Here is a 21,658-nt window from a genome sequence, read left to right as displayed (position 1 = left end):
GGTCACGCGCAGTGGCCGCCCTGCTCGGCGTGCTCGCGTTCGGGGTGCTGCTGAGCGGGTGCTCGGCCGCGACCCCGCTGTGCGACCAGGCCGCCACCCTGCTGGCCCAGGGCCGACCGCTCGACGCGATGGCCCTCTACGCCCGGGCCGACGCCCAGGACGAGGGCAACTGCGCGGGCAACGGGATCAGCGCGGCGGGCGAGCGGATCGGGCAGGCCGCGGCCGAGGAGGCCAGGGGCGCGGCGGCCGAGCAGGTCGGCGACACCGCCGCGGCGGCCGCCGCCTACCAGGCCGCGCTCGACCTCAACGCGGGCGACGCCCGGGCCGCCGCCGGCCTGGTCCGGCTCGGCCAGCCGGCGGGCACCCCGCCGCCCGCCCAGATCCCGCCGCTGCCCCAGCCGGTGGAGCCGACCGGCTGGTGGCGCGCCGAGTGGCCGCTGCTGGTGGGGGCCGGGCTGCTGGCGCTCGCGCTGCTCGCCGCCGGCTACGCCCTGGTCTCCGGGTTCGCCGTGCGCCGCAAGGTGGCCGCCGTCCCGGCCGCCGCGCCCGCCCCGGTCGCCGAGACCGCCGCCGACCGCTCCGAGATCGAGGCCCTGCGCCGGCGCGCCGACGGCGCCGCCGACGTGCTGGCCGAGCGCTGCACGGCCCTGGAGGGCGGCGTCGCCCGGCTGGAGGCGACCATCGCCCGCCGCGACCGGCTGCTGGAGGTGCTGGCCGGGCAGCTGTCCGGGCCCCCGGCCGTCGGGGTGCAGCGCGAGCAGCTGTTCGTCGCCCCCCAGCGGCCCGAGGGCGCGCCCGGCGAGGGCTCCGGGGTGGTCGACGTCCAGCTGGTCGCCGTGTCCACCGCCGACGGCACCCGCCGCACGATCGCCCACCGCGTGCGCTGGACCCCGCCCGACGACCGCACCGCCGCCGCGCTCGTCGCCCGCCTCGGCACCGACCCCATCGCCCTGGTCGACGTGCTGGCCACCGGCACCGTCACCCCGGCGTGGGCCCGCAGCACCGAGCTGTGGCTGCTCCCGCCGGCCTCGCGGCTGGCCGCCGACCTCGGCCTGGACACCGGCACCGCGGCCGAGCCCGGCCCCGGCTCGCTGGAGGCGCTGGTCAGCGGGGGCGCCATCCGGACGGGGCAGCTCACCCGCCTCACCGCCGAGACGGCCCCGCCGTTCGCCCCCGACGCCTCCGTCGCGTTCCTGGCCCGCCTGGTCACCGTGTTCGTCGGCGGGTCCTGGACGAACGCCTCGCTGACCTCCGAGGCGCACGAGGCCGCCTCGGAGATCGCCGCGGCCGCGCTGGAGGCCGCCACCGGCCTGGCCGACCCGGTCTCGACCGGCAGCACCGGGCGCACCCCGAGCCCACCCGCCGAGCTCGACCGGATCCTCGGCCGCCCGACCGGGCCCGTCCCCGGGCCCCGCCCGCCCGCCCCGGTCACCGTCCGGGTCGTGGCGGCGCCGCCCCGCGCCGACGACCGCCGCCCCGACGGCCCCGTCGCCGAGGGCGGCGTCCTGCGGCTGCGCACCACCTACCGCATCGACCGGGTCGAGGTCGACGCCGTCGGCGTGCTGCGCGCGCTCGGCCGTCCCGCCTCCGACGCCGCCCGCACCCTGGTCGCGAACCCGGCCGACGACGACGCCGTCGAGGCGTTCCGCGCCGCCGTGCGCCCCACCGGCGACCGCGCGGGAGGCCCGGCGCTGGGCTGCGACGTGCTGGCCGTCGGCGACGACGAGATCGGCTTCACCTACCGCGTCGGCACCGCCCGCCTCGACGTGGCCGCCCTGCTGGCCGGCTCCGCCGAGCTGACCAGGGCGTTCGCCGAGCAGGTCGGCTCGGTGCGCAGCGGCGGCGACCGCCGACCCTTCGACGCCGCCCTGCGCGAGACCGTCCGCCCCGAGCACCTGGGCGCGATCGCCGCCGGCCTGCCCGGCCGCTCCCCCGTCCTCGTCATGGAGGCGGGCAGGCGCGACGCGGTGGACACCCGCTACGCGCCGGCCGGCGAGGCGCCTGCCCCCGCCGCCGGGTCCGACGCGCACAACGGCGCCGACATGTACCAGGCGCTCGCGGTGAACCGGGCGCAGCCCGCCGAGCCGGACAGCCGCCCCGCGGCCCGGCGCCGGCGCACGGCGGGCCCGGCGCCGCGCCGGGAGCCCAACGGTTCGGGCGGCCCGGGCCGGTGACCGTCGCGGCGGGCCCCACCGGGGGAGCTCCCGCCCACCGCCGGTGAGGACATCCCCACCCCGGCGCCCCCGCTCGCCCCAGTCCGCCGGGCCCGCCGCGTTCCTAGCGTCGGTGCCATGGTCACTACGGATGGGGTCGTCGGGTGGGTCGTCGACCTGATGGACGCGCTCGGCGCGCCCGCGGTCGGGCTCGCCATCGCGCTGGAGAACGTGTTCCCGCCGCTGCCCAGCGAGCTGTTCCTGCCGCTGGCCGGGTTCGCGGCGGCGCGGGGTGAGATGAGCCTGCCCGCGGCCATCGCCTGGACGACACTGGGATCGCTGGTGGGCGCGCTGGTGCTGTACGGCGTCGGGGCCGCGCTGGGGCAGCGGCGGATGTACGCGCTGGCCGACCGGATGCCGCTGGTCGACCTGCGCGACGTGCGCAAGGCCGAGGCGTGGTTCGCCCGCCACGGCGCGAAGGCGGTGTTCCTCGGGCGGATGGTGCCGCTGGTGCGCAGCCTGATCTCGGTGCCGGCCGGGGTGGAGCGGATGCGGCTGCCGCTGTTCGCCGCGCTGACCGCGGCCGGCAGCCTGATCTGGAACACCGCGTTCGTCATGGCCGGCTACCTGCTCGGGGCGAACTGGGGTGTCGTCGAGCAGTACGCGGGCGTGCTGTCCAAGGCGGTGCTCGGGCTGCTGGTGCTCGCCGTCGGGGTGTTCGTGGTGCGCCGGGTCGCCGCCCGCCGCCGGGGTCGCGCGGCCGGGCCGGAGCGGCGCGGCCCGATAGGGTCGGCGGGCGTGAGGTCCGAGCACCCCGATCCCGACGCCACCGTCCGCCTCGGCCACGTCCTGCCGGGCGGCCCGGACCAGGCCCGGCGGTGGTGACGACCGAGGCCGCGCCGCCCCGACCGGCCGCGGTCGCCGCACCGGCGCGGTGGCGGCCGCGGATCGTGGCGAGCCTGCGCACCGGGCTCGGCCTCGCGCTCGGCGCCGCGACGGCGACGGCGCACCTGCTGCTGCTCGTCCTCGCCCTGCTCGCGCTGTGCGTCCCCGCCGGGCGCCGCGCGCTGCCGGGCGCGGCCCGGGCGCTGGCCCGCCCCGAGCTGGCCCGGGTCGGTCGACTGCTCGGCGGACCGGCCGTCGACGGCGACCGCGAGGTCGACGGGCGGCGCGCCGCGCGCTACCTGGTGGCCCGGCTGCCCGCCGGGATCCTCGGCGGCACCGTCCTGGTCCTGCTGGTGACCGGGGCGGTCTTCGCCGTGCTGGTGCTGTGGTCCTGGCTGAGCGCGACCCCGCTGCTGGTCGAGGAACCCCCGTACGTGGTCACCGCGCTGGAGGTGGCGTACTACACGCCGTCCGGGGCCGTGCTGCTCTACCTGGCGCTGGCCGGGCTGGCCGGGGTGGCGCGCTGGGAGCGCACGGCGGCGCGGCACGCGCTGGCCCCGACCCGCGAGGAGCAGCTGGCCCGCCGGGTGACCGCGCTGGCCGAGTCCCGCGACGCCGTCGTGGCCGCGGTGGACGACGAGCGCCGCCGCATCGAGCGCGACCTGCACGACGGCGTCCAGCAGCGGCTGGTCGCGCTGGGCATGCTGCTGGGCCGCGCGCGCCGCCACCCCGAGCAGCTCGACCTGGTCGTGCAGGCCCACGAGCAGGCGCAGCGCGCGCTCGTCGAGCTGCGGGAGGTGTCGTGGCGGGTCTACCCCGCGGCCCTGGACACCGGCGGGCTGGCCGCGGCGCTGGAGTCGGTGGCCGAGCGGGCCCCGCTGCCCGTGCGGATCGACTGCGCCTTGGACGCCGAGCCGCCGCCGGCCGTGCGGGCCGTCGCCTGGTTCGTGGTGTGCGAGGCGGTGACGAACGCGGCCAAGCACTCGGGCGCGCGGGAGGTGCTGGTGGACGTCCGCGCGTCGGCCACCGCGCTCTGCGCCGTGGTCAGCGACGACGGCCGCGGCGGCGCCGACCCGACGGGCGGCGGGCTGGCCGGGCTGGCCCGCCGGGTGGCCGCGGCCGACGGGGTGCTGAGCGTGGTCAGCCCGCCGGGCGGCCCGACGACGGTGCGGGCGGAGCTGCCGTGCGGGTGACGATCGCCGAGGACTCGGCGCTGCTGCGCGAGGGCCTGGTCCGGCTGCTGGTCGCCGAGGGCCACGAGGTGGTGGCCGCGGTCGGCGACGGCCGCGCGCTGGTCGGGGCCATCGAGCGGGAGCGGCCCGACGTCGTCGTCGCCGACGTGCGGATGCCGCCCACCCACACCGACGAGGGCGTGGTCGCGGCGCTGGAGATCCGGCGCCGCTGGCCGGAGGTCGGCGTGCTGGTGCTGTCGCAGTACGTCGAGCGCCGCCACGCCGCCAGGCTGCTCGCCGACGACGGCGGGCGGGTCGGCTACCTGCTCAAGGACCGGGTGGCGCAGGTCGGGGAGTTCCTCGACGCGCTGGAGCGGGTCGGGCGGGGCGGCTCGGCGTTCGACCCGGAGGTGGTGCGCCGGCTGCTGGCCACCGGCCGCGACGCCGACCCGCTGTCGCGGCTCACCCCGCGCGAGCGCGACGTGCTCGACGCCGTGGCCGAGGGCCTGACCAACGCCTCGGCGGCCGGGCGGCTGCGGATGTCGGTGAGCGCCGTCGAGAAGCACGTCGCCTCGATCCTGGGCAAGCTCGGCGTCGCCGAGGACCCCGGCTACAACCGCCGCATCCTGGCCGTCCTGCGCTACCTCGGCGGCCGCCCCTGACCCGTCAGGAGGCGGGGGTGCGGGCGCTGCGGCCGACGCCTGCCCAGGTCAGGCCGGCCCGGTCGAGCACGTCGGGGTCGAGCAGGTTGCGGGTGTCGACGACGCACGCCCCGGCCGACAGCCCGGCCAGGCGCCGCCAGTCGAGCTGGCGGAACTCGGGCCACTCGGTGAGGATCACGATCGCCGCGACGTCCTTGGCCGCCAGGTACGGGTCGTCGACCACGGTGACCAGGTTCGCGTCGATGCTCGCGCCGCTCCCCACGACGCCGGGGTCGTAGCCCACGAGCTCGGCGCCGGCCTGCTTGAGCAGCGCGGCCACGCCCAGGGCGGGCGAGTCGCGCAGGTCGTCGGTGCCGGCCTTGAAGGTCAGCCCGAACAGGGCCAGCTTCCGCCTGCTCAGCGAGCCGCCGCGCTTGCCGGTGACCATGGTGCGGATCTTGTCGACCATCCGCTGCCGCTGGCGGTCGTTGGTGTCGATGGTGGCCCGCAGCAGCCGGAACTCGAAGTCGGCCGCGTCGGCCACCTGCAGCAGGGCGTGGGTGTCCTTGGGCAGGCACGACCCGCCCCAGCCGGGGCCGGGGGCCAGGAACGCCTGGCCGATGCGCCGGTCGTAGCCGATGCCCTCGGTGACGTCGGCGATGTCGGCGTCGAGGCGCTCGCACAGCTCGGCGATGGCGTTGACGTAGGACAGCTTCATCGCCAGGAAGCAGTTGGCCGAGTACTTGATCATCTCGGCGCTGGTCGCGTCGGTCAGCACGGTCGGCGCGCCCAGGCGGGAGTACAGGGCGGCGACGCGCTCGGCGGCGTCCTGCTGGCTCGACCCGACGACGACCCGGTCGGGGTTGAGGAAGTCGTGCACCGCGGTGCCCTCGCGCAGGAACTCCGGGTTGCTGACGATGCCGACGTCGTCGCGGCCGAGCAGCTCGGCGGTGCGCTCTGCGGTACCGACGGGCACGGTCGACTTGGTGACGACCACGGCCCCGCGCGGGAGCGCGGCGCGGGTCTCCTCCAGCACGGCCTCCACGGCGCCGAGGTCGGCGACGCCGCCGACGCCCATCGGGGTCGGCACGCACAGGAACACCACCTCGACCGGGTCGCCTTCGCGGGCCAGCTCCTCCAGCGCGGCCGAGGCCCCGACGACGAACGACAGCCGCCCGGCCGCCATCCCCTCGACGACGAGGTCGGCCAGGCCGTCCTCGCGGATGCCGATCTCCCCGTCGCGCAGCCTGTCGATCTTGGCCGGGTCGACGTCGGCGCACACCACCCGGTGCCCGAGCGAGGCGAGGCAGGCGCCTGTCGTGAGACCGACGTAACCGGTCCCGACCACGGCGATTCGACGTACGAACATCGAGGACGACCCTCCGCTGCTCCGAGGTTCTCGACCGATCGGCCGTGCGCTGGGAGCTTCCCGAGGCTGCGCCGCGAGGACGTGGGTGAACGGATGAACGCCCGCTTACGATCAGCGGGCGGGTTGGGGTTCGGCTTCCGGTTCGCCCGGTTCGGGCGCGAGATGTAGGTGATGGGGCTCGGGAGCGTGGAAGAGCCCCATGAGGTTCATGTCGCGGGTGTCGATCGGTGCAACGACGGAAGCAGGTGCTCCTGCCCTTCCGGTCACCGCGGGTCCACCGGAGACGGCCACCCCCATCGAGCCCCTACAACTCCGCCGCGGCCGGGATGACCTCCCGCGCGAACACCGCGATCCGCGCGGGGTCCCACACGTCCGGCACCTTGCCCTGCACCGCCTGGATCCCCAGCCCGGCCAGCCGGCGCAGCTCCGCCAGGAACTCGTCGACCTTCTCGCCCTTCTCCCCCACGTCGAGCACCATCTGCGCGGTCTTCTCGATCTCGTCGTAGTCGCGGCCCTCGGTCTCGCAGTGCGCGCGCAGCACGTCGAGCTTGCGGGCGACGTCGTCGCGGGCGAAGACGTTGCACGCGTCGGCGTAGCGGGCGACCAGGCGCAGGGTCTTCTGCTCGCCGCCGCCGCCGATGAGGATCGGCGGGCGGCGCAGCGGCTGGGGGGCGTTGAGCGTGCGCTCCAGCGAGTAGTGGGTGCCGCGGTAGGGCTCCTCGGAGCCGCTCCACATCAGCCGGCAGATCTGCAGGGTCTCCTCCAGGCGCTCGAAGCGCTCGGCCAGCGGTGGGAACGGCAGGCCGAGGCCGGCGGACTCCTCGGCGTTCCAGCCGGCGCCGATACCGAGCCAGGCCCGGCCGCCGGAGAGCACGTCGAGGGTGCTGACCAGCTTGGCCAGCAGCCCGGGGACGCGGTAGGTGGTCGCGGTGACCCAGGCGACGAGGTCGACGCGGCTGGTGCGGGCGGCCAGGAAGCCCAGCGTCGTGTAGGCCTCCAGCATGTCGTGCTCGGGCGGGCCGTGGTTGGCGATCTGCCAGACGTGGTCCATCACGCTGATCCGGGCGAACCCGGCGTCCTCGGCCGCGGCGGCGATCCGGGTGAGGTCGTCGGCCAGGCCGGCCGGTCCGCTCGGGTAGGTGAGGTCCGCCAGGTGCAGGCCGATCTTCACGGGCTCCTCCTTGGTCGCCCCGGTGGCGGGACGGGGGTGCCGCCGATGCCGGAGAAGATGAACGAGGTGAGGGTGTCGACGGCCTCGTCGTCGTCGATCTCGCGCCCGGCCCAGCCCTGGACCAGCCAGAACTGGGCGAAGCCGGACATCAGCGCGGTCATCGCGGTGGTCACCACCAGCGGGTCGCCGGGCAGCGCGGCGCCGTTGGCGCGGGCCTGCTCCAGGTGCTCGGCGAGGTGGTGCAGGTCGGGTTCGAGCATGTCGCGCATGCGCCGGGCGAACCGCTCGTCGACGGTCGCGGCCTGCTGCAGCGCGACCATCGCCGGGCGGTTGCGGCGGAAGAAGGCCCAGTAGCCGGCGACGTGGTAGCGCACCGCCTCGCGGTCGGTGAAGTCGCCGCTGTGCGCCGGGTCGGCGGCGGGCTCGTCGCTGCCGGCCAGCACGTCGGTCAGCAGGGCTTCGAGCAGCGCCTCCTTGTTCGGGAAGTGGGAGTAGAAGGAGCCGGCCGCGCGGCCGGCCTCCGCGGTGATGTCGGTGATCTTGGCGTTGAGGTAGCCGACCCGGTCGAACACCCGCACGGCGGCCCGCTTGAGCGCCGCCCCGGTCTCCTCCCGCTGCGCCCGGCGCACCCCGGCCGTGGCCATCCGCCCTCCCGCCGTCGCTGTTGACCGGACGCTAGCAGGGCCTTGCAGCGAAAGACGATTCAGTGAACAAGCATTCATTGAACGCGGAGCCACCATGACGGACATGCTGATCGTCGGAGCCGGCGCCACGTTCCGGAACCCACAGGGCGGCATCGTGGCTTTCCTGAACCCGGGCGGGCGCCGTCGCGGCGAGGAGCGCTGGTGCCGTCGCGGTCAGGAGGGGCAGGTGAGCCCGTCCAGGAGCCCGCGGAGGCGGTCGATCTCGGCGGCGTTCGTCCCGGTCGTCAGCTGCGCGCGCATGTCCCGCACCGTCGACGGCGAGAGCGCCCAGCCCAGCGGCGCCTCGGCGCCGGGCTGCACCGACGGGGCGATCCGCACGTAGGACGGGCCGGATCCGCCCGGCACCGGCTCGCCGCCCGCGGTGCGGACCTCGGCGAACGCGGTGCGGGCCTCCTCGCGCTCCATCTCCTCGCGCCCGCCGATCTGGCCGAACAGCGCCGACAGCGGCGCGGTGAGCTCCACCGGCGGTCGGGTGCCGGCGTCGTCGGGTTCGACGTCGGGGGTGTTGTCGATCTGCACGAAGATCGGCACGACGCAGCCGGCGCCCTCGTCCTCGGCGACGACGGGCTGCAGGGCCCGCCACAGCTGCACGGCGGTGGCCGCGCCGGAGTTGTCGGCCAGCCCGCCGTCGGTGAGGAAGGTGGTCGAGCCGGCGGGCAGCAGGCCGGCGCGGTCGGCGCAGTCGCCCGCGGCGATCCGGGCGCTCGGGGAGACGTACGGGAACCGCGACGACAGGTGCGCGGCCGCCGACATCGGCACGTCCTCGTCGGCGCACAGGTAGTCGACCAGCTCGGTGGTGCGGGGCAGCGCGTCGACGGCGCCTGCGGAGGCGGCGCCGCAGCGGACGTCGTCGGGGGCGTCGGTGGTGGCGCCGGTCGGGCCGGGCAGCCACAGGTCGACGGGGCCGGCCACGAACCGGCAGCCGTCCTCGACCTGGGTGCCGGTGAACGCGAGCACGGGCATCTCCCAGCGCCCCGCGGAGTTGGCCAGCTCCCACGACTCCCGCAGCCCGCGGTTGAGCCCGCTGTCGTCCGGCTCGTCCCAGGCCAGCTCCCAGCTGCGTTCGAGCATCTCGGCGCGGTCGGGCAGGTCGTGGGCGAGCAGCTGGTAGAGGGCGTCGCCGCTGAGCAGGCGGGCCAGGTCGGGGGCGAGGTGGTCGGCGGGCAGCACGCGGTCGATGGGCGGGGCGGGTGCGGACTCGGCCAGGTCGAGGCGGCGGGCGCTCCATGCGGCCAGCCCGACGCTGCCGCCGGAGGCGCCGCTGGCGATGAGCACGGGCAGCCGCCGGCCGGGGCCGCCGGGGCAGCCGGGCTCGACCTCGGTCGGCCCGAACAGGCACTCCATGACCAGCGCAGTCCAGGTCGCGGCCCGGATGCCGCCGCCCTGGGCGGCCACGACGACGAGCGGGCGGGCGCCGCCGCCGGTGCCGGTGCCGGAGCCGCGCCAGTCGGTGTAGGCGTCGAGCAGGTTGGGCGCGGCGCGGGTCTCGCCGCGGTCGCGGCGCACGTCGTGGAAGCCGCCGCCGTCGAGCTGGGCGACCACCAGCCCCCACACCAGCAGCAGCGCGATCACCGGGAACCGGCGCAACCCGACCAGCCGGAACAGCGGGACCAGCGCGTAGCGGTCGACCCCGCTGCGGCGCACCAGCATGACCAGCAGCGCCAGGATCGCGCAGGCCGCGGCGACGCCGACCATCACGACGCCGAGGCTGCCGATCCAGGTGGGCAGCGCGACGGCGGTCGCGTCCCGGCCGATCATGGTGGTCCAGAGGACGCCGAACGCGAGCACGCCCGGCACGACCCACAGCGGCCGCGGCCAGCGCACCCGCCGCGACCCGACGGCGAGCACCAGCCCGGTCAGCGCGGCCGCGGTGGCCGCCGGGGCCAGCACCCACAGCGAGCCCGACGGGCCCGGCCGCACCAGCACGTCGTAGGTGGAGGCGCGGGCCACCGTCCAGGCGGTGACCAGGCAGACCCCGGCCCCGAGCAGGTGGGCGAGCCGGCGCCCGTGCCCGGCGACGCGCTGGGCCTCCCGGTCGTCGTCCGCGTCGGGTTCGTGGTGGTGCGCCCGGGCGCCGGGCGCGTTCGCGCCGTCGGCGGCGGGGCGGTCGACCACGGCGCCGAGCACGAACACGCCCAGCGCCGTCCCGGCCGGCACCAGCAGCCCCCACGCCCCGGTGACCAGCCACACCACCGTCCCGACGGCGGCCAGCCCGACCCCGACCAGCAGCAGCAGGGGCTGCGGGTCGCGGCCCTCGTAGGGGCGCAGGCACTCCGGGGTGTCGCTGGTCAGCTCGCGCACCGCGCCGACGACGACCAGCGCCGCGGCCACCGTGGCCAGCACCGCGACCAGCGCCTGCTGCCCGCCCCAGGCCCGCACGACGTCGTCGATCTGGGCGGCGCCCATCGGCAGCAGCACCAGCAGCACGACCAGCAGCCCGACCACGACGACCACGCCGCGCGCCCCGGCCAGCGCCCCGCGCAGGGGCCGCGACACCCGCAGCGCCGACGCCGCGGCCACCGCCGCCGGCCCGACCACGACGGCGAACGCCAGCGTCTTCACCCAGGTCACCCCGGAGAGCACCGGGTCGAACCGGGTGTCGTCGGCGTCCATCACGACGTAGCGGAGGTGCAGCAGCACGTGCTCGGCGAGGTCGACGACGGCCAGCACCGCCAGCGCGCAGACCGCCCACCGCAGCATCCGCACCCGGGCCGCGTCGAACCGCCGCCGGTCGATCGGCCGGTGCGGGTCGGGGTCGGCGGCGGGGTCGGCGGGGTCGCCGTCGGCGGGGCCGCGGCCGGTCACCAGCCGCCACAACCGGCGCGCCTCGTCGGCGGCGTCCTCGCGCAGGGCCGCGAGGAACGGCCGCGCCGCCACGGCGTCGGGAACCGGCTCCAGCGGCTGCTCGAACCGCGCGTCGGCCCAGCGCAGCAGCAGCCCGAGCGCCATCGCCAGCAGCGGCACGTAGGTCGCGACGAAGGCCAGGTCGAGCCCGACCATCCGGCCGTGCAGCACGTCGACGTCCGCCACCACCCCGGTGCCGGGCATCGCCCGCCCCTCGTAGGCGTCCCACGCCCGCGCGTAGCGGGCGATGGTGTCCGGCGCCCACGGGAAGGCCAGCGCGTCGGCGCGGACACCGTCGCCGATGGCGCTCATCCGCCCCAGCACGGCGTCGATCTGGCGGAGCATCAACAGCAGCCCGCCGGCCAGCAGCGCCAGCACGTACCCGAGTGCGGCGCGGTGGGGGCGCCCGGCCAGCCACCCGGCCGCGCGGACGAGAGCCTCCTGCACCCGGCGACGCTACCGAGGGTGAGGTCGCGTGCGGTGGAGGGGTCACTTCCCCAGGTGGGTGAGGAACCACTCCCGCTGGGCGGGCGCCGAGACCCGGAACGCCTCCCCGACGTAGGCCTGGAAGTGCCCGACGGGCAGCACCAGCAGCCGCTTGGGCTCGTGCGCCCGCCCGTAGGCGGCCAGGCTCAGGTCGGAGACGGTCAGGTGGTCCTGCGCGGCGACCACCATCATCAACGGCGTCGGGGTGATGCGCGGCAGGTAGTCGCCGGGCTCGTACTCGGTGAACATCTCCACCGAGCGCAGCGTCACCTCGTTGCGCCAGGTGGTGGCCTTCTCCTGGATGGGGCCGAGGAAGAAGTCGCGGGTGTCCTGGGTGGGCAGCGCGCACGGCTCGGACGGGTCGTCGACCCAGCAGACCTGGATCATCCCCGGCGCCTCGCCGCGGTAGCGGGCGGCGCGGTCGGCGTCGAACGCCTCGCGCAGCCCGGCCAGGTGGTCGGCCCGCACCAGCCGCCGCGCGTTGTCGTACCCGCTGATCAGCGGCACCTGGGAGACCACGCACCGCACCCGCCGGTCCTGCGCGGCCACGACCAGCACGTGCCCGCCGCTGTAGCTCGACCCCCAGATCCCGACCCGCGCCGCGTCGACGTCGGGCCGCGCGGACACCCAGGTGATCGCGTCGCGGTAGTCGCGGACCTGGCGCCACGGGTCGATCTCGCCGCGCGGCTCGCCGTCGCTGGCGCCGAGGTTGCGGTTGTCGTAGACGAGCACGGCGAACCCGCCCGCGGCGAAGTACTCGGCGAAGTCGTCGAGGTGCATCTCCTTCGTCGCGGAGAACCCGTGCGCCATGACGATCACCGGGAACGGCCCGCCGCCCTCGTCGGGCCGGTACAGCCAGCCCCGCAGGGTGACCCCGTCCTCGGTGGCGAACTCGACGTCCTCGCGCATGCCGACCTCCTCGTGGTGTGCGCCCACGCTGCCCCGCCGGGAGAGCGCCGTCTTGACCATCCGTGCACCCGCCCGGGCCGTCCGTGCACGTCGTGGACAAGGTCGGGGCGGCGCCCGATACTGCGACGGTCCCGACGTGGGGAGCACGACGTGGCCGACACCTGGACGCTGGCGCAGTGGCCGGCGGCCGAACGCGTGGACGCCCTGCGGCACGCCATCGACCGCACCCACCTGCCGTGGGACCTCGACGTCGACCGCGACGCCGATCCGCGCGCCGCCGCGACGGTCACCGAGCGCACCCTCGACGGGTTGCGCCTGGTCGACTGCACCACCACCGCCTGCTCCGGGCGCCGCGGCCGGGCCGAGATCGGCCGCACCCCCGAGGAGCACCTCGGGGTGCTGATGGTGCTCGACGGCCACGAGCACGTCGAGCAGGACGGCCGCCGCGTCGTGCTGCGCGCCGGCCGGTCGCTGCTGTGGAGCAGCACCCGGCCGATCCGGTTCGCGGTGCCCGGCGCGCTGCGCAAGCGGACCCTGCTGGTCCCCCGCTCCCGGTTGGCCACCCGGGCGGGGGAGCACCTCACCGTGCTGGACGGCCCGGCCAACCGGCTGCTCGTCGAGCACCTCGGCGCGGTGGCCGGGCTCGGCGACCTGACCGGACCGACCGCCGCCGCGGCCGCCACCGCCGCCCTGGAACTGCTGTCCGCGGCCCTGCCCGACGACGCCCCGGACGGCGCCGAGCGGCTGCGCTGGGAACGGGTCCGCGACCACATCGAGGAGCACCTGACCGACCCCGACCTGCGCCCGCAGGCGGTCGCGGCCGCGCACGCCGTCTCGCTGCGAGCCCTCTACCAGCTGTTCGAGCGCCGCGGCGAGACGGTCAGCGGCTACATCCGGCGCCGCAGGCTGGCCAGGGCCCGCGCCGAGCTCGGCCGCAGCGGGCCGGGGACGACGATCGCCGAGATCGCCCACCGCTGGGGCTTCGCCGACCAGGCCGCGTTCGGGCGGGCCTTCCGCCGCCAGTACGGCTGCCCGCCCAGTGCCGTCCGGGGGTCGTGAGCGCTCCTACCTGGGGCGCTCGTCGGTGGAGCCGACCCTGGTCGCCGTCAGCATCTCGTGGCCCAGCGACAGCGGCCGGGGCCCGGCGTGCTCGCCTCCGTCGAGCAGGACGGGCTCGTGGGCCAGCAGGCCGCCGGTGCGCTGGTCGAAGACCAGTTCGTGCTCGACGACCCCGGCCCTGCCCTGCACGGGGTCGCCGCGGAACTCCCCCGTCTCCGTCACCGTGACCGCCGGTCCCGGCCGGCCGAGGCGGTCAGTCGTCGGGCCGACCACGCGCACCTCCGGCTTCGAGTCCAGCAGCCGCAGCCGGGCCGCCCGGACCGACGGCTCGACCGCCTGACCGGACCAGAGGCCCTCCATCCCGTCGTACAGGCTGGGCGTTCGCAGGGGGTTCCTGCCGCTGGACACCAGGACGTCCTCCAGCGCGGCGGGGTCGGTGGGCAGCGCGAGCCGCCCGGGACCGCCAGGTCGCCGAAGTCGGTCTCCGAGCCCTCGTCCGGGTCGCTGTACACGGTGCGCTCGACGCGGTCGTCGTTCGACCACTTCTCCCCGGCACTGGGTCATCCGGCACTGAACCCCCTCGGGTCTCGTCCTGCCTGCCCGAGAAAATGACCGGCGGGACCCGATCCTTACGGCCGTTCGTCGATCGCGCGGGTCGCGTCCAGCACCATGTGTGGTGGTCCAGCGACCTGGGGGGACCGGCCGCCCGTGCGCCGGAGCGGGCCGGGTCCGCACGGTCCGGACCCTTCCCGCACGGTAAGGGATCACAGCGTCCCCCGCGGGCGTCGACTGCCCCCGTCGGTGATGGTCCACGACCCCCGCCGCGACGGATGCTCCTCTCGTCGCCGCACTTCAGGAGGGGATCCACGCATGGGACCCGAGGACCGACCACCCCGCGCCGCGGTGGTGCTGGCCGTGGCCGCCGCCCTGCTCGTCGTACTCGCCACCGCGCTCTTCCTCGTGCGGACCCAGAAGCCGCCGCTCAGCGGAACCCTTCCGGCCGGTGTCGTCGCCGAGCTGCGGCTCTGACCGGACCACCTGCACCGACGGACCCCGGTGCGCCCGCGCGCGCCGGGGTCCGGTGCCGTCCGCCGCGCCCGGAGCCCGGCCACCGACTGTGCGGCACCCTCCGGCGCTCGGGTCCGCACAGCACGGCGCGCCTCTGCGACCATCGTGACCTCGTCGTACGGCACTGGTTGATCACCTCGGGGGCGCGCGCCCCCGGTCGCGGGTGAGCTGTCCTGGGGGTTTGCGCGTGGGTGGCCATATCGTCGTCAGCTTCTCGCGGGCCGACGCCGGGGTGCTCGTCGACGAGCTGGCCCGGCACCTGCGCGCGGGCCTGCCGTCGTACTCGCTGGTCCGCGGCGGTCGCCCCGCCGACGCCGAGCCCGGGCCCGGCCCCGACATCGACGACGCCATCCGCACCTGCCGGGCGTTCCTGCTCGTCGTCACCCCCGGTGTGCGCACCGGCTCGCCGAGCGTGCAGGAGCTGGGGCTGGCCACCATGTTCGGCCGGCCGGTGATCGCGCTCCTGGTCGACCGGTCGGCCCGGGTGCCCGCCGGCATCCCGTCCCGCCAGGTCGTCGACATCTCCGCCGACCCCTCCGGCAACGCCGAGGCGGCGGTGCGCGAGATCGCCGACCGGCTCGCCGTGCTCGACCACCCGCGCCTGCTCGCCGTCGGCGCCGCCCCGATGACCCCGCCCGACGCGCTGCGCGGCCGCGACGCCGAGCTGGCCGAGCTGGTCGGGCACGTGCGCTCCACCGACGTGCGCCTGGTGACGGTCATCGGGCCGAGCGGGATCGGGAAGACGGCGCTGGCCTGCCACCTGCTGCGGGGCTGGCCGGGCCCGGAGCGGCTCGGCGTGGTGCACCTCGGCCCGCCCAGCGAGCTCCCGCTGGGCTACCCGCGGCTGTTCCGGGGGCTGTGCCGGCTGCTGCCCGACGACGCCGCGGCCCGGCTGGCCGGGCGGCACCGCAACCCGCAGGAGACGCCGACCGCGATGATCCGCGCGGTCCTGGAGGCACTCCCGCCCGAGCCGGTCGTCGTCCTGATCGACGGCGCCGAGCGCCTGCTGGGCGAGGCGGGCGGCACCCTGGACGCCGCGCTGGCCGAGGCGCTGCGCGCGCTGGTGTCCGCGCCCGCGCACCGGGTCACGATCGTGGCCACCTCCCGGGTGCCCCCCGGCGGGCTGCTGGGACGTGACCCCGGCGCCCAGCGCCGCATCGACCTGGCCGAGCTGTCGGTCCCCGACGCGATCGCCGTGCTGCGCGACCACGACCCGCACGGCGAGCTGGGCCTGCGCGACGCGGCCCCGGGCGAGCTGGCCCGCGCCGGGGGCAACCCGCGGGCGCTGGAGCTGCTGGCCGCGGTCCTCGCCGACGGCAAGGACTCCCTGCCCGACCTGCTCGACCAGGCGCACCGCGGGGCCGTGGCCCAGCACGCGGAGGGCGCGTTCGACCGGATCGGCGTGCCCGAGCCGCTCGACGAGCGCGGCGACGCCGTCGACGTGCTGTCCGACCTGGCCTTCGCGCACCTCGTCCTGCTCGACCGGCACGTCGTCGCGGCGCTGGCGGCGTTCCCGGTGCCGGTCCCGGCCGCGGCCGTCGACCACGTCCTGCGCCACTACCACGACTACCCCGACAGCGAGCCGGTCCTGGCCCGGCTGCACGAGCGCGGGCTGCTGCTGCGCGTCGACGGGCGGTACGCGCTGCGCCCCGCCGACCGCGAGCGCGCCCTCGACGGCGTCCCCGTCGGCTACCCCAGCGACGTCGACGCCGACCCGCTGCCGGTCAGCCGCAACGCGATGTGGCAGCTCGCCGCCGACCTGCTGGCCGCGGTCTCGACGCCGTACGAGCAGTGGTCGTCGATCGACGACCTGGCCCCGCAGCTGGCCGAGTTCGAGCTGCACTGGGCCAACGGCGCCGTCGACGAGGCCGCGCTGCTGCTGATGCGGGGCGCGGTGGCCGAACTGCGCTCCTGGGGCCACCACCGGCTCACCGCCAGCCTGCTCGACCGGCTGCGCGAGCGGATCGGCGAGCAGTGGATCAACGCGTGGTGCGTGTCCGCGCTCGGGTCGGCCTTCGCCGGGCTCGGCCAGCCCAACCGCGCCGCCGAGCTGCACGAGCGCGCCGCGGTGATCTACAGCCGGATGTCGGACACCGCGGGCGAGGCCGAGGAGCTGAGCCACCTCGGCCACTGCCACGCCGACCTGGGCGACCTCCCCCGCGCCCTGCGGCTGCACGAGCGCGCGCTGACCCTGCACTCCGAGACGGGCAACCGCCTCGCCGCGGCCGCCGCCCGCGTCGACCTGGCCTGGTGCCACACCGAGCTGGGCCGCCCCGACGAGGCCACCCGGCTCCTGCACCAGGCCCTGGACGTGCAGGACGCGCTGGGCGACACCTGGTCGCAGATCGACACCCTGGCCACCCTGGGCCGCACGCTGGCCACCGCGGGCGACCACGCCGACGCCGTCGGGCTGCTCGAACGCGGGCTGGAGCTCTCCCGCGAGGCGGGCGACCAGTGGGCCGAGGCCCGGCACTCGCGGCTGCTGGGGGCGTGCCGGCTCGACACCGGCCGCATCGACGACGCCGTCGCCCTGCACCAGCGCGCCCTCGACATCAGCCGCGCCGTCGGCGACCGCGAGGACGAGGCCGTCGCCCTGGGCGACCTGGCCGTCGGCAGGCTCCTGCTCGACGACCCCGCCGACGCCCTCGACCTGGCCGAGCGCGCGTTCGCCATCGCCGCCGAGATCGGCGACCTGCGCCTGCGCGCCGCCTGCCTCGACCTCCTCGGCGACTGCCACCTCGCCCTCGGCCGCACCGCCGAAGCCGCCGACGACCACCAGCAGGCCATCGAGGTCGCCGACGCCGCGGGCTTCGGCCAGGTGCAGACCCAGGCCCGCATCCACCTGGCCCGCCTGCACCTCGCCGCGGGCGAGGTGCTGGCCGCCGCGAAGGTCGGCGCAGGCGCCGCCCGCCACCCCTACCCGCCCGCCCAGCCCGAGGTCTCGCTGCTGACCGGCGCCGTGCAGATGCACCTCGGCCAGACCGACGCCGCCCGCCAGTACTTCCGCGCCGCGATCAGCCTCGCCGACGACCGGCTGCGCCGCAGCCCCGACGCTCCCGAGTTCGGCGTCCTCGACGTCCGCGCGCTGGCCCACGCCGCCCTCGCCGCCCTCGGCGACCCCGGCCACACCGCCGAAGCCGCCACCGACTTCCGCGCCGCCCGAGCCCTCACCTCCGCCGGTGGCGCGGTGGCGGCGGTCCTGCGCTGGCTCGACGCCCTCGCCCCCCACGGCGGCCTCGACCACCTGCGCGGCGCGGCGTCGGGCCGGGAGCACTCCCAGGTGTCCTGACCGCCACCAGTTGGGGGACGTGAGCCGCGCTGACGCGGCTCGTGTCCCCAGATCCGCGGATCGGGCCCGTGGCGGGGGTCGGCGGGAGCATGCTCCCGGGCGTGCGGCCGGAGCGGATCCTGGAGCGGCAGGCCGGGTGGTCACCCTGGCCCAGGCCGTCGCGTGCGGCCTGTCGGCCGACGTGGTGCAGCGCCGGGCCGCGACGGGCGCTGGACCCGGCTGCACCCGGCCGTCCACCTGGTCGGCGGAAACCGGCTCACCGACGCTGCACGGGTGTGGGCGGCATGGCTGTCGACCGGAGGGTGCGCCGCCGTGTCGGGGCGGTCGGCGTTCTGCCACGGCGTGCTGCCCCGGCTCGCGATCCCGGTCGAGGTGACCGTCCCGCACCGGCACAAGCCGCGACCGCGCCCCCGGGGTGCGGATCCGACGTCGCGACCTGCCCGCCGACGACGTCGTGCGCGTCCGCGGCCTGCCCGTCACCGGGGTGGCGCTGACCGCGCTGGAGACCACGATCCTGCTGCCCGAGGGCTGGACGCTCGGCTTCCCCTGCGGGCCGTGGCGCATCGACCTCGCCCTTCCCGGCGGCCCGCGTCGCCGTCGATGTGGACGGCTGGGCGTGGCACCAGGACGTCGAGCACTTCCGCGCCGACCGCCGCAAGCAGAACGCCCTGGGGCGGGAGGGCTGGCTACCGCTGCGGTTCACCTGGCACGACCTCACTCAGCATCCCACCGAGGTGGTCGCCGAGATCCGCGCCGCCCTGACCCGCGCCCTGGCCCACACCGATCGGGGGACGTGAGCCGCGCAGGGGCGGCGGATGTACCCAGAGCCCTTCACCCCTCCACCACCGCCCTGCGCCGCGACCGGGCGGCCAGGATCCGCCCGTCGCACGACGCGTCGTCGACGAACCAGTTGATCGTCGAGCGCGTCCCCAGCTCCCCCACCGTGAACCGGGTGACCGCCGTCCCCCGCACCCCGATGTCGGTGCTGCGCGCGCCCGCGTACTTCTCGGCCCGCGCCTGGTCCGGGAACACCGCCTCGGCGAACGTCGCCCCGGCGTCCTTCAGCACATGCACCGCCCACACCTGCTCCATGGACACCGACGCTGCACGCGCCATCCGGCGCCTTGCTCTCCCAGGTCGGCATCCCGGATCTGCAAATCCCAGATCGTCCGACCCGCGTGCCACGATGAGTGACTGGCCCGACGCGGAGAGCAGGTAGTGGAACCGAGGAACGGATCGGTCGTGCGGCGGCGCCAGCTCGCCCGCCAGCTCCGCGTGCTGCGCGAGCGGGCGGGGCTGACGCTGGAGGCCGCGGCGCCGAAGCTGGACTGGTCGGCGAGCAAGCTGAGCCGCATCGAGAACGCGCAGCAGCAGGTCGACGTGCACGGCGTGCGGTCGATGCTCGACCTCTACCGGGTGGTCGGGGACGACTGGGAGGAGATCCTCGACCTGTGCCGGGAGTCGCGGCAGAAGGGGTGGTGGCGGGCCTACGGGCTGGGCGACGACAGCTACGTCGGGTTCGAGAACGAGGCCACGGCCGTCCTCGACTACACCCTCGCCTACGTGCCCGGCCTCCTGCAGACGGCCGAGTACGCCCGCGCGGTGATCCGGACCGCCGAGGGCCGCATGAGCCGCGAACGACTCAGCAACTACGTGGCCGTGCGGTTGATCCGCCAGCAGCGCTTGACCTCCAGCGAACACCCGCTCCAGCTCACGACCGTCATCGACGAAGCCGCGCTGCACCGGGTGGTCGGGAATCCCCGGATCCACGCTGCTCAGCTGCAGCACCTGATCCGCGCGGCCGCGTTCGACGCCGTCTCACTCCAGGTGCTCCCGGCGTCGGTCGGTGCCCACGCCGCGATGGTCTCCCCGTTCACCATCCTGCGGTTCACTGACCTGGGCGAACCCGACATCGCCTACGTGGAGCACACCCTCGGCGCGTTGCTCATGGAGAAGAAGGCCGATGTGCACCGCGCTAGACTCCTGTTCGACAAGCTGAGGTCGGACGCTCTGAGTCCCGCCGACTCGGTCGATCTGATCAGGCAGCTCGCCGAGCAGAGCTGAACAGGAGGCGCGGCATGGACGCGTCCACCCCCCACTGGTTCACGAGCAGCTTCAGCCCGGGCAACGGCAACGGCTGCATCGAGGTCGCCTTCCTCCCCGACGACACCGTCGGCGTCCGCGACACCAAGGACCGCACCCGCCCCGCCCTCGTCGTCTCCCCGGCCGCCTGGGCCGCGTTCCTCACCGCCACCAGCACCGACCGGTTCGGCGCTCGGTAGGAGCGCTGCTCGCGGGCGCCAGAAAGCGAACCCCGCTCTCCCCCCACTTCAACGTATAGCGCACCGGGGGTCTTGCGGCAAGACCCCTGTCGTGCCGCAGAATCTGCGGCCATGGCCGGGACCTGGGCGAATACCGATCCGCCGCCGGCCGGAATTCGACTTCGGCGAATGGGCGGTTCATGTTCGACGTGATGATCGCCGGTGGCGGGCCGACCGGCCTGATGCTGGCCGCTGAGCTGCGACTGCACGACGTGGACGTGCTCGTGCTGGAGAAGGAGGCGGAGGCTGCGCCCTACGTCCGCTCGCTCGGGCTGCACGTGCGCAGCATCGAGGTGATGGACCAGCGCGGTTTGCTGGAGCGCTTCCTCGCGCTCGGCACGAAGCATCCGATCAGTGGTTTCTTCGCCGGGATCACCAGACCCGCACCCGAGCTGGACAGCGCGCACGCCTACGTCCTGGGCATCCCGCAGACCGAGACCGACCGCCTGCTGGCCGAGCACGCCACCGAGCTCGGCGCCGAGGTGCGGCGCGGCTGCGAGCTGGTCGGGCTGAGCCAGGACGACGACGGGGTGAGCGCCGAGCTGGCCGACGGCACGCGGCTGCGCTCGCGCTACCTGGTCGGCTGCGACGGCGGCCGCAGCACGGTGCGCAAGCTGCTCGGGGTCGGCTTCCCCGGCGAGCCGGCCAGGGCCGAGACGCTGCTGGGCGAGATGGGCGCGACCCTCCCGTTGGAGGAGGTGGTCGCGGTGGTGGCCCGGGTCCGCGAGACCGAGAAGCGGTTCGGCCTCGGCCCCCTGGGCGACGGGGTGTACCGCGTCGTCGTGCCCGCCGACGGGGTGTCCGAGGGCCGCGCGGCCCCGCCGACCCTCGACGAGTTCAAGCGGCAGCTGCACGCGTATGCCGGTACCGACTTCGGCGTGCACTCGCCGCGCTGGCTGTCGCGCTTCGGCGATGCCACCCGGCAGGCCGAGCGCTACCGGGTCGGGCGGGTGCTGCTGGCCGGCGACGCGGCGCACATCCACCCGCCGATGGGCGGGCAGGGCCTCAACCTGGGCATCCAGGACGCGTTCAACCTGGGCTGGAAGCTGGCCGCCGAGATCGGCGGCTGGGCCCCGGAGGGGCTGCTGGACAGCTACGAGTCCGAGCGGCACCCGGTGGCCGCGGCCGTGCTGGACAACACCCGCGCCCAGGCGGAGCTGATGTCCACCGAGCCCGGCGCGCAGGCGGTGCGCGGGCTGCTGACCGAGCTGATGGACTTCGACCAGGTCAACCGGTACCTGGTCGAGAAGCTCGTGGCGATCGGCATCCGCTACGACGTCGGCGGGGGCCACGAGCTGCTGGGCCGCCGGATGCGCGACGTGGGTCTGAAGGGCGGGCGCCTCTACGCGCTCACCCGCGCCGGGCGCGGCCTGCTGCTCGACCAGACCGGGCGGCTGTCGGTGGCCGGGTGGGCCGACCGGGTCGACCACGTCGTCGACGTCAGCGAGGAGCTGGACGTGCCCGCCGTGCTGCTCCGCCCGGACGGCCACGTGGCGTGGGTCGGCGACGACCAGCGCGACCTGCTCGAGCACCTGCCCCGGTGGTTCGGCGCCGCCGCCGGGTGAGCCCGGGTCGGGTGCGCGGGGC

At 76.1% G+C, this 21,658-nt stretch carries 17 protein-coding genes and 1 pseudogene; 11 read left to right on the top strand and 7 right to left on the bottom strand.

Going from position 1 to position 21,658, the window contains the following annotated elements; genetic code table 11:
• Window positions 1-11: 11 nt before the first annotated feature.
• The 4 genes from KDL28_RS24980 (at window position 12) to KDL28_RS24965 (ending at window position 4,872) form a co-directional block, all read left to right on the top strand.
• Entirely contained in the window at window positions 12-2,174 is a 2,163-nt protein-coding gene (locus tag KDL28_RS24980) for a hypothetical protein (RefSeq protein WP_252442084.1), read from the top strand.
• A 117-nt stretch (window positions 2,175-2,291) separates the two neighbouring features.
• Window positions 2,292-3,038 (top strand): DedA family protein, encoded by a 747-nt coding sequence (locus KDL28_RS24975; RefSeq protein ID WP_252442082.1) that lies wholly within the window; start codon window positions 2,292-2,294, stop codon window positions 3,036-3,038.
• Entirely contained in the window at window positions 3,032-4,231 is a 1,200-nt protein-coding gene (locus KDL28_RS24970) for a sensor histidine kinase (protein ID WP_252442070.1), read from the top strand. Before KDL28_RS24975 ends, KDL28_RS24970 begins: the two co-directional genes overlap by 7 nt.
• On the top strand, window positions 4,222-4,872 hold the full coding sequence (locus KDL28_RS24965; RefSeq protein WP_252442059.1) for a response regulator: 651 nt from the start codon (window positions 4,222-4,224) through the stop codon (window positions 4,870-4,872). Before KDL28_RS24970 ends, KDL28_RS24965 begins: the two co-directional genes overlap by 10 nt.
• Window positions 4,873-4,876: 4 nt before the next feature.
• On the opposite strand, the gene KDL28_RS24960 is transcribed toward KDL28_RS24965, so the two are convergent.
• The 5 genes from KDL28_RS24960 to KDL28_RS24940 form a co-directional block, all read right to left on the bottom strand.
• The gene (locus tag KDL28_RS24960; RefSeq protein ID WP_252442049.1) at window positions 4,877-6,220 is read right to left on the bottom strand and encodes a UDP-glucose dehydrogenase family protein; all 1,344 of its coding nucleotides are present in this window, start codon (window positions 6,218-6,220) and stop codon (window positions 4,877-4,879) included.
• A 304-nt stretch (window positions 6,221-6,524) separates the two neighbouring features.
• Entirely contained in the window at window positions 6,525-7,391 is an 867-nt protein-coding gene (locus tag KDL28_RS24955) for an LLM class F420-dependent oxidoreductase (RefSeq protein ID WP_252442047.1), read from the bottom strand.
• Window positions 7,388-8,035 (bottom strand): TetR/AcrR family transcriptional regulator, encoded by a 648-nt coding sequence (locus KDL28_RS24950; RefSeq protein WP_252442045.1) that lies wholly within the window; start codon window positions 8,033-8,035, stop codon window positions 7,388-7,390. The genes KDL28_RS24955 and KDL28_RS24950 overlap by 4 nt, the downstream gene beginning before the upstream one ends.
• 213 nt (window positions 8,036-8,248) lie before the next feature.
• The gene (locus KDL28_RS24945) at window positions 8,249-11,386 is read right to left on the bottom strand and encodes a hypothetical protein (protein ID WP_252442044.1); all 3,138 of its coding nucleotides are present in this window, start codon (window positions 11,384-11,386) and stop codon (window positions 8,249-8,251) included.
• Between the two features lie 42 nt (window positions 11,387-11,428).
• Complete coding sequence (locus KDL28_RS24940; protein ID WP_252442042.1) at window positions 11,429-12,394, bottom strand: alpha/beta hydrolase; 966 nt, start codon at window positions 12,392-12,394, stop codon at window positions 11,429-11,431.
• A 90-nt stretch (window positions 12,395-12,484) separates the two neighbouring features.
• Here KDL28_RS24940 and KDL28_RS24935 point away from each other — a divergent pair, with 90 nt between their 5' ends.
• Window positions 12,485-13,393: a helix-turn-helix domain-containing protein gene (locus KDL28_RS24935; protein WP_252442040.1), complete on the top strand. Its 909-nt coding sequence runs from the start codon at window positions 12,485-12,487 to the stop codon at window positions 13,391-13,393.
• 6 nt (window positions 13,394-13,399) lie between these two features.
• Here the strand turns inward: KDL28_RS24935 and KDL28_RS24930 are convergent, their stop codons facing one another.
• Complete coding sequence (locus KDL28_RS24930) at window positions 13,400-13,801, bottom strand: hypothetical protein (protein ID WP_252442038.1); 402 nt, start codon at window positions 13,799-13,801, stop codon at window positions 13,400-13,402.
• Between the two features lie 462 nt (window positions 13,802-14,263).
• Here KDL28_RS24930 and KDL28_RS24925 point away from each other — a divergent pair, with 462 nt between their 5' ends.
• From KDL28_RS24925 to KDL28_RS24905, 3 genes and pseudogenes are all read left to right on the top strand, one after another.
• Window positions 14,264-14,422: a hypothetical protein gene (locus tag KDL28_RS24925; protein ID WP_252442035.1), complete on the top strand. Its 159-nt coding sequence runs from the start codon at window positions 14,264-14,266 to the stop codon at window positions 14,420-14,422.
• Between the two features lie 226 nt (window positions 14,423-14,648).
• Window positions 14,649-17,750, top strand: a complete 3,102-nt coding sequence (locus KDL28_RS41150; RefSeq protein ID WP_308216058.1) for a tetratricopeptide repeat protein — start codon at window positions 14,649-14,651, stop codon at window positions 17,748-17,750.
• 596 nt (window positions 17,751-18,346) lie between these two features.
• Window positions 18,347-18,547 (top strand): annotated as a pseudogene (locus tag KDL28_RS24905) (DUF559 domain-containing protein); the annotation flags it as partial.
• Between the two features lie 34 nt (window positions 18,548-18,581).
• Here the strand turns inward: KDL28_RS24905 and KDL28_RS24900 are convergent.
• On the bottom strand, window positions 18,582-18,824 hold the full coding sequence (locus KDL28_RS24900) for a hypothetical protein (protein ID WP_252442031.1): 243 nt from the start codon (window positions 18,822-18,824) through the stop codon (window positions 18,582-18,584).
• Window positions 18,825-18,992: 168 nt separating this feature from the next.
• On the opposite strand from KDL28_RS24900, the gene KDL28_RS24895 reads away from it, so the two are divergent.
• The 3 genes from KDL28_RS24895 to rox all read left to right on the top strand — a co-directional run bounded on the left by KDL28_RS24895 (window position 18,993) and on the right by rox (window position 21,636).
• Entirely contained in the window at window positions 18,993-19,814 is an 822-nt protein-coding gene (locus KDL28_RS24895; protein ID WP_252442029.1) for a helix-turn-helix domain-containing protein, read from the top strand.
• Window positions 19,815-19,828: 14 nt separating this feature from the next.
• On the top strand, window positions 19,829-20,032 hold the full coding sequence (locus KDL28_RS24890) for a DUF397 domain-containing protein (protein WP_252442026.1): 204 nt from the start codon (window positions 19,829-19,831) through the stop codon (window positions 20,030-20,032).
• 179 nt (window positions 20,033-20,211) lie between these two features.
• A complete protein-coding gene (rox, locus tag KDL28_RS24885) occupies window positions 20,212-21,636 on the top strand; it encodes a rifampin monooxygenase (protein ID WP_252442022.1) in 1,425 nt (474 codons plus the stop codon).
• Window positions 21,637-21,658 lie beyond the last annotated feature (22 nt).

It is taken from the genome of Pseudonocardia humida (assembly GCF_023898865.1).
Lineage (GTDB): Bacteria > Actinomycetota > Actinomycetes > Mycobacteriales > Pseudonocardiaceae > Pseudonocardia > Pseudonocardia humida.
The sequence above is the reverse complement of the archived record's forward strand: the minus strand, read 5'-3'. Positions and strand labels throughout refer to the sequence as shown.

Coding starts and splice junctions, on each gene's coding strand:
- KDL28_RS24960 (WP_252442049.1), bottom strand. CDS start 6,220: ATGTTCGTACGTCGAATCGCCGTGGTCGGGACCGGTTACGTCGGTCTC.
- KDL28_RS24950 (WP_252442045.1), bottom strand. CDS start 8,035: ATGGCCACGGCCGGGGTGCGCCGGGCGCAGCGGGAGGAGACCGGGGCG.
- KDL28_RS24925 (WP_252442035.1), top strand. CDS start 14,264: ATGGGACCCGAGGACCGACCACCCCGCGCCGCGGTGGTGCTGGCCGTG.
- rox (WP_252442022.1), top strand. CDS start 20,212: ATGTTCGACGTGATGATCGCCGGTGGCGGGCCGACCGGCCTGATGCTG.
- KDL28_RS24975 (WP_252442082.1), top strand. CDS start 2,292: ATGGTCACTACGGATGGGGTCGTCGGGTGGGTCGTCGACCTGATGGAC.
- KDL28_RS24890 (WP_252442026.1), top strand. CDS start 19,829: ATGGACGCGTCCACCCCCCACTGGTTCACGAGCAGCTTCAGCCCGGGC.
- KDL28_RS24940 (WP_252442042.1), bottom strand. CDS start 12,394: ATGGTCAAGACGGCGCTCTCCCGGCGGGGCAGCGTGGGCGCACACCAC.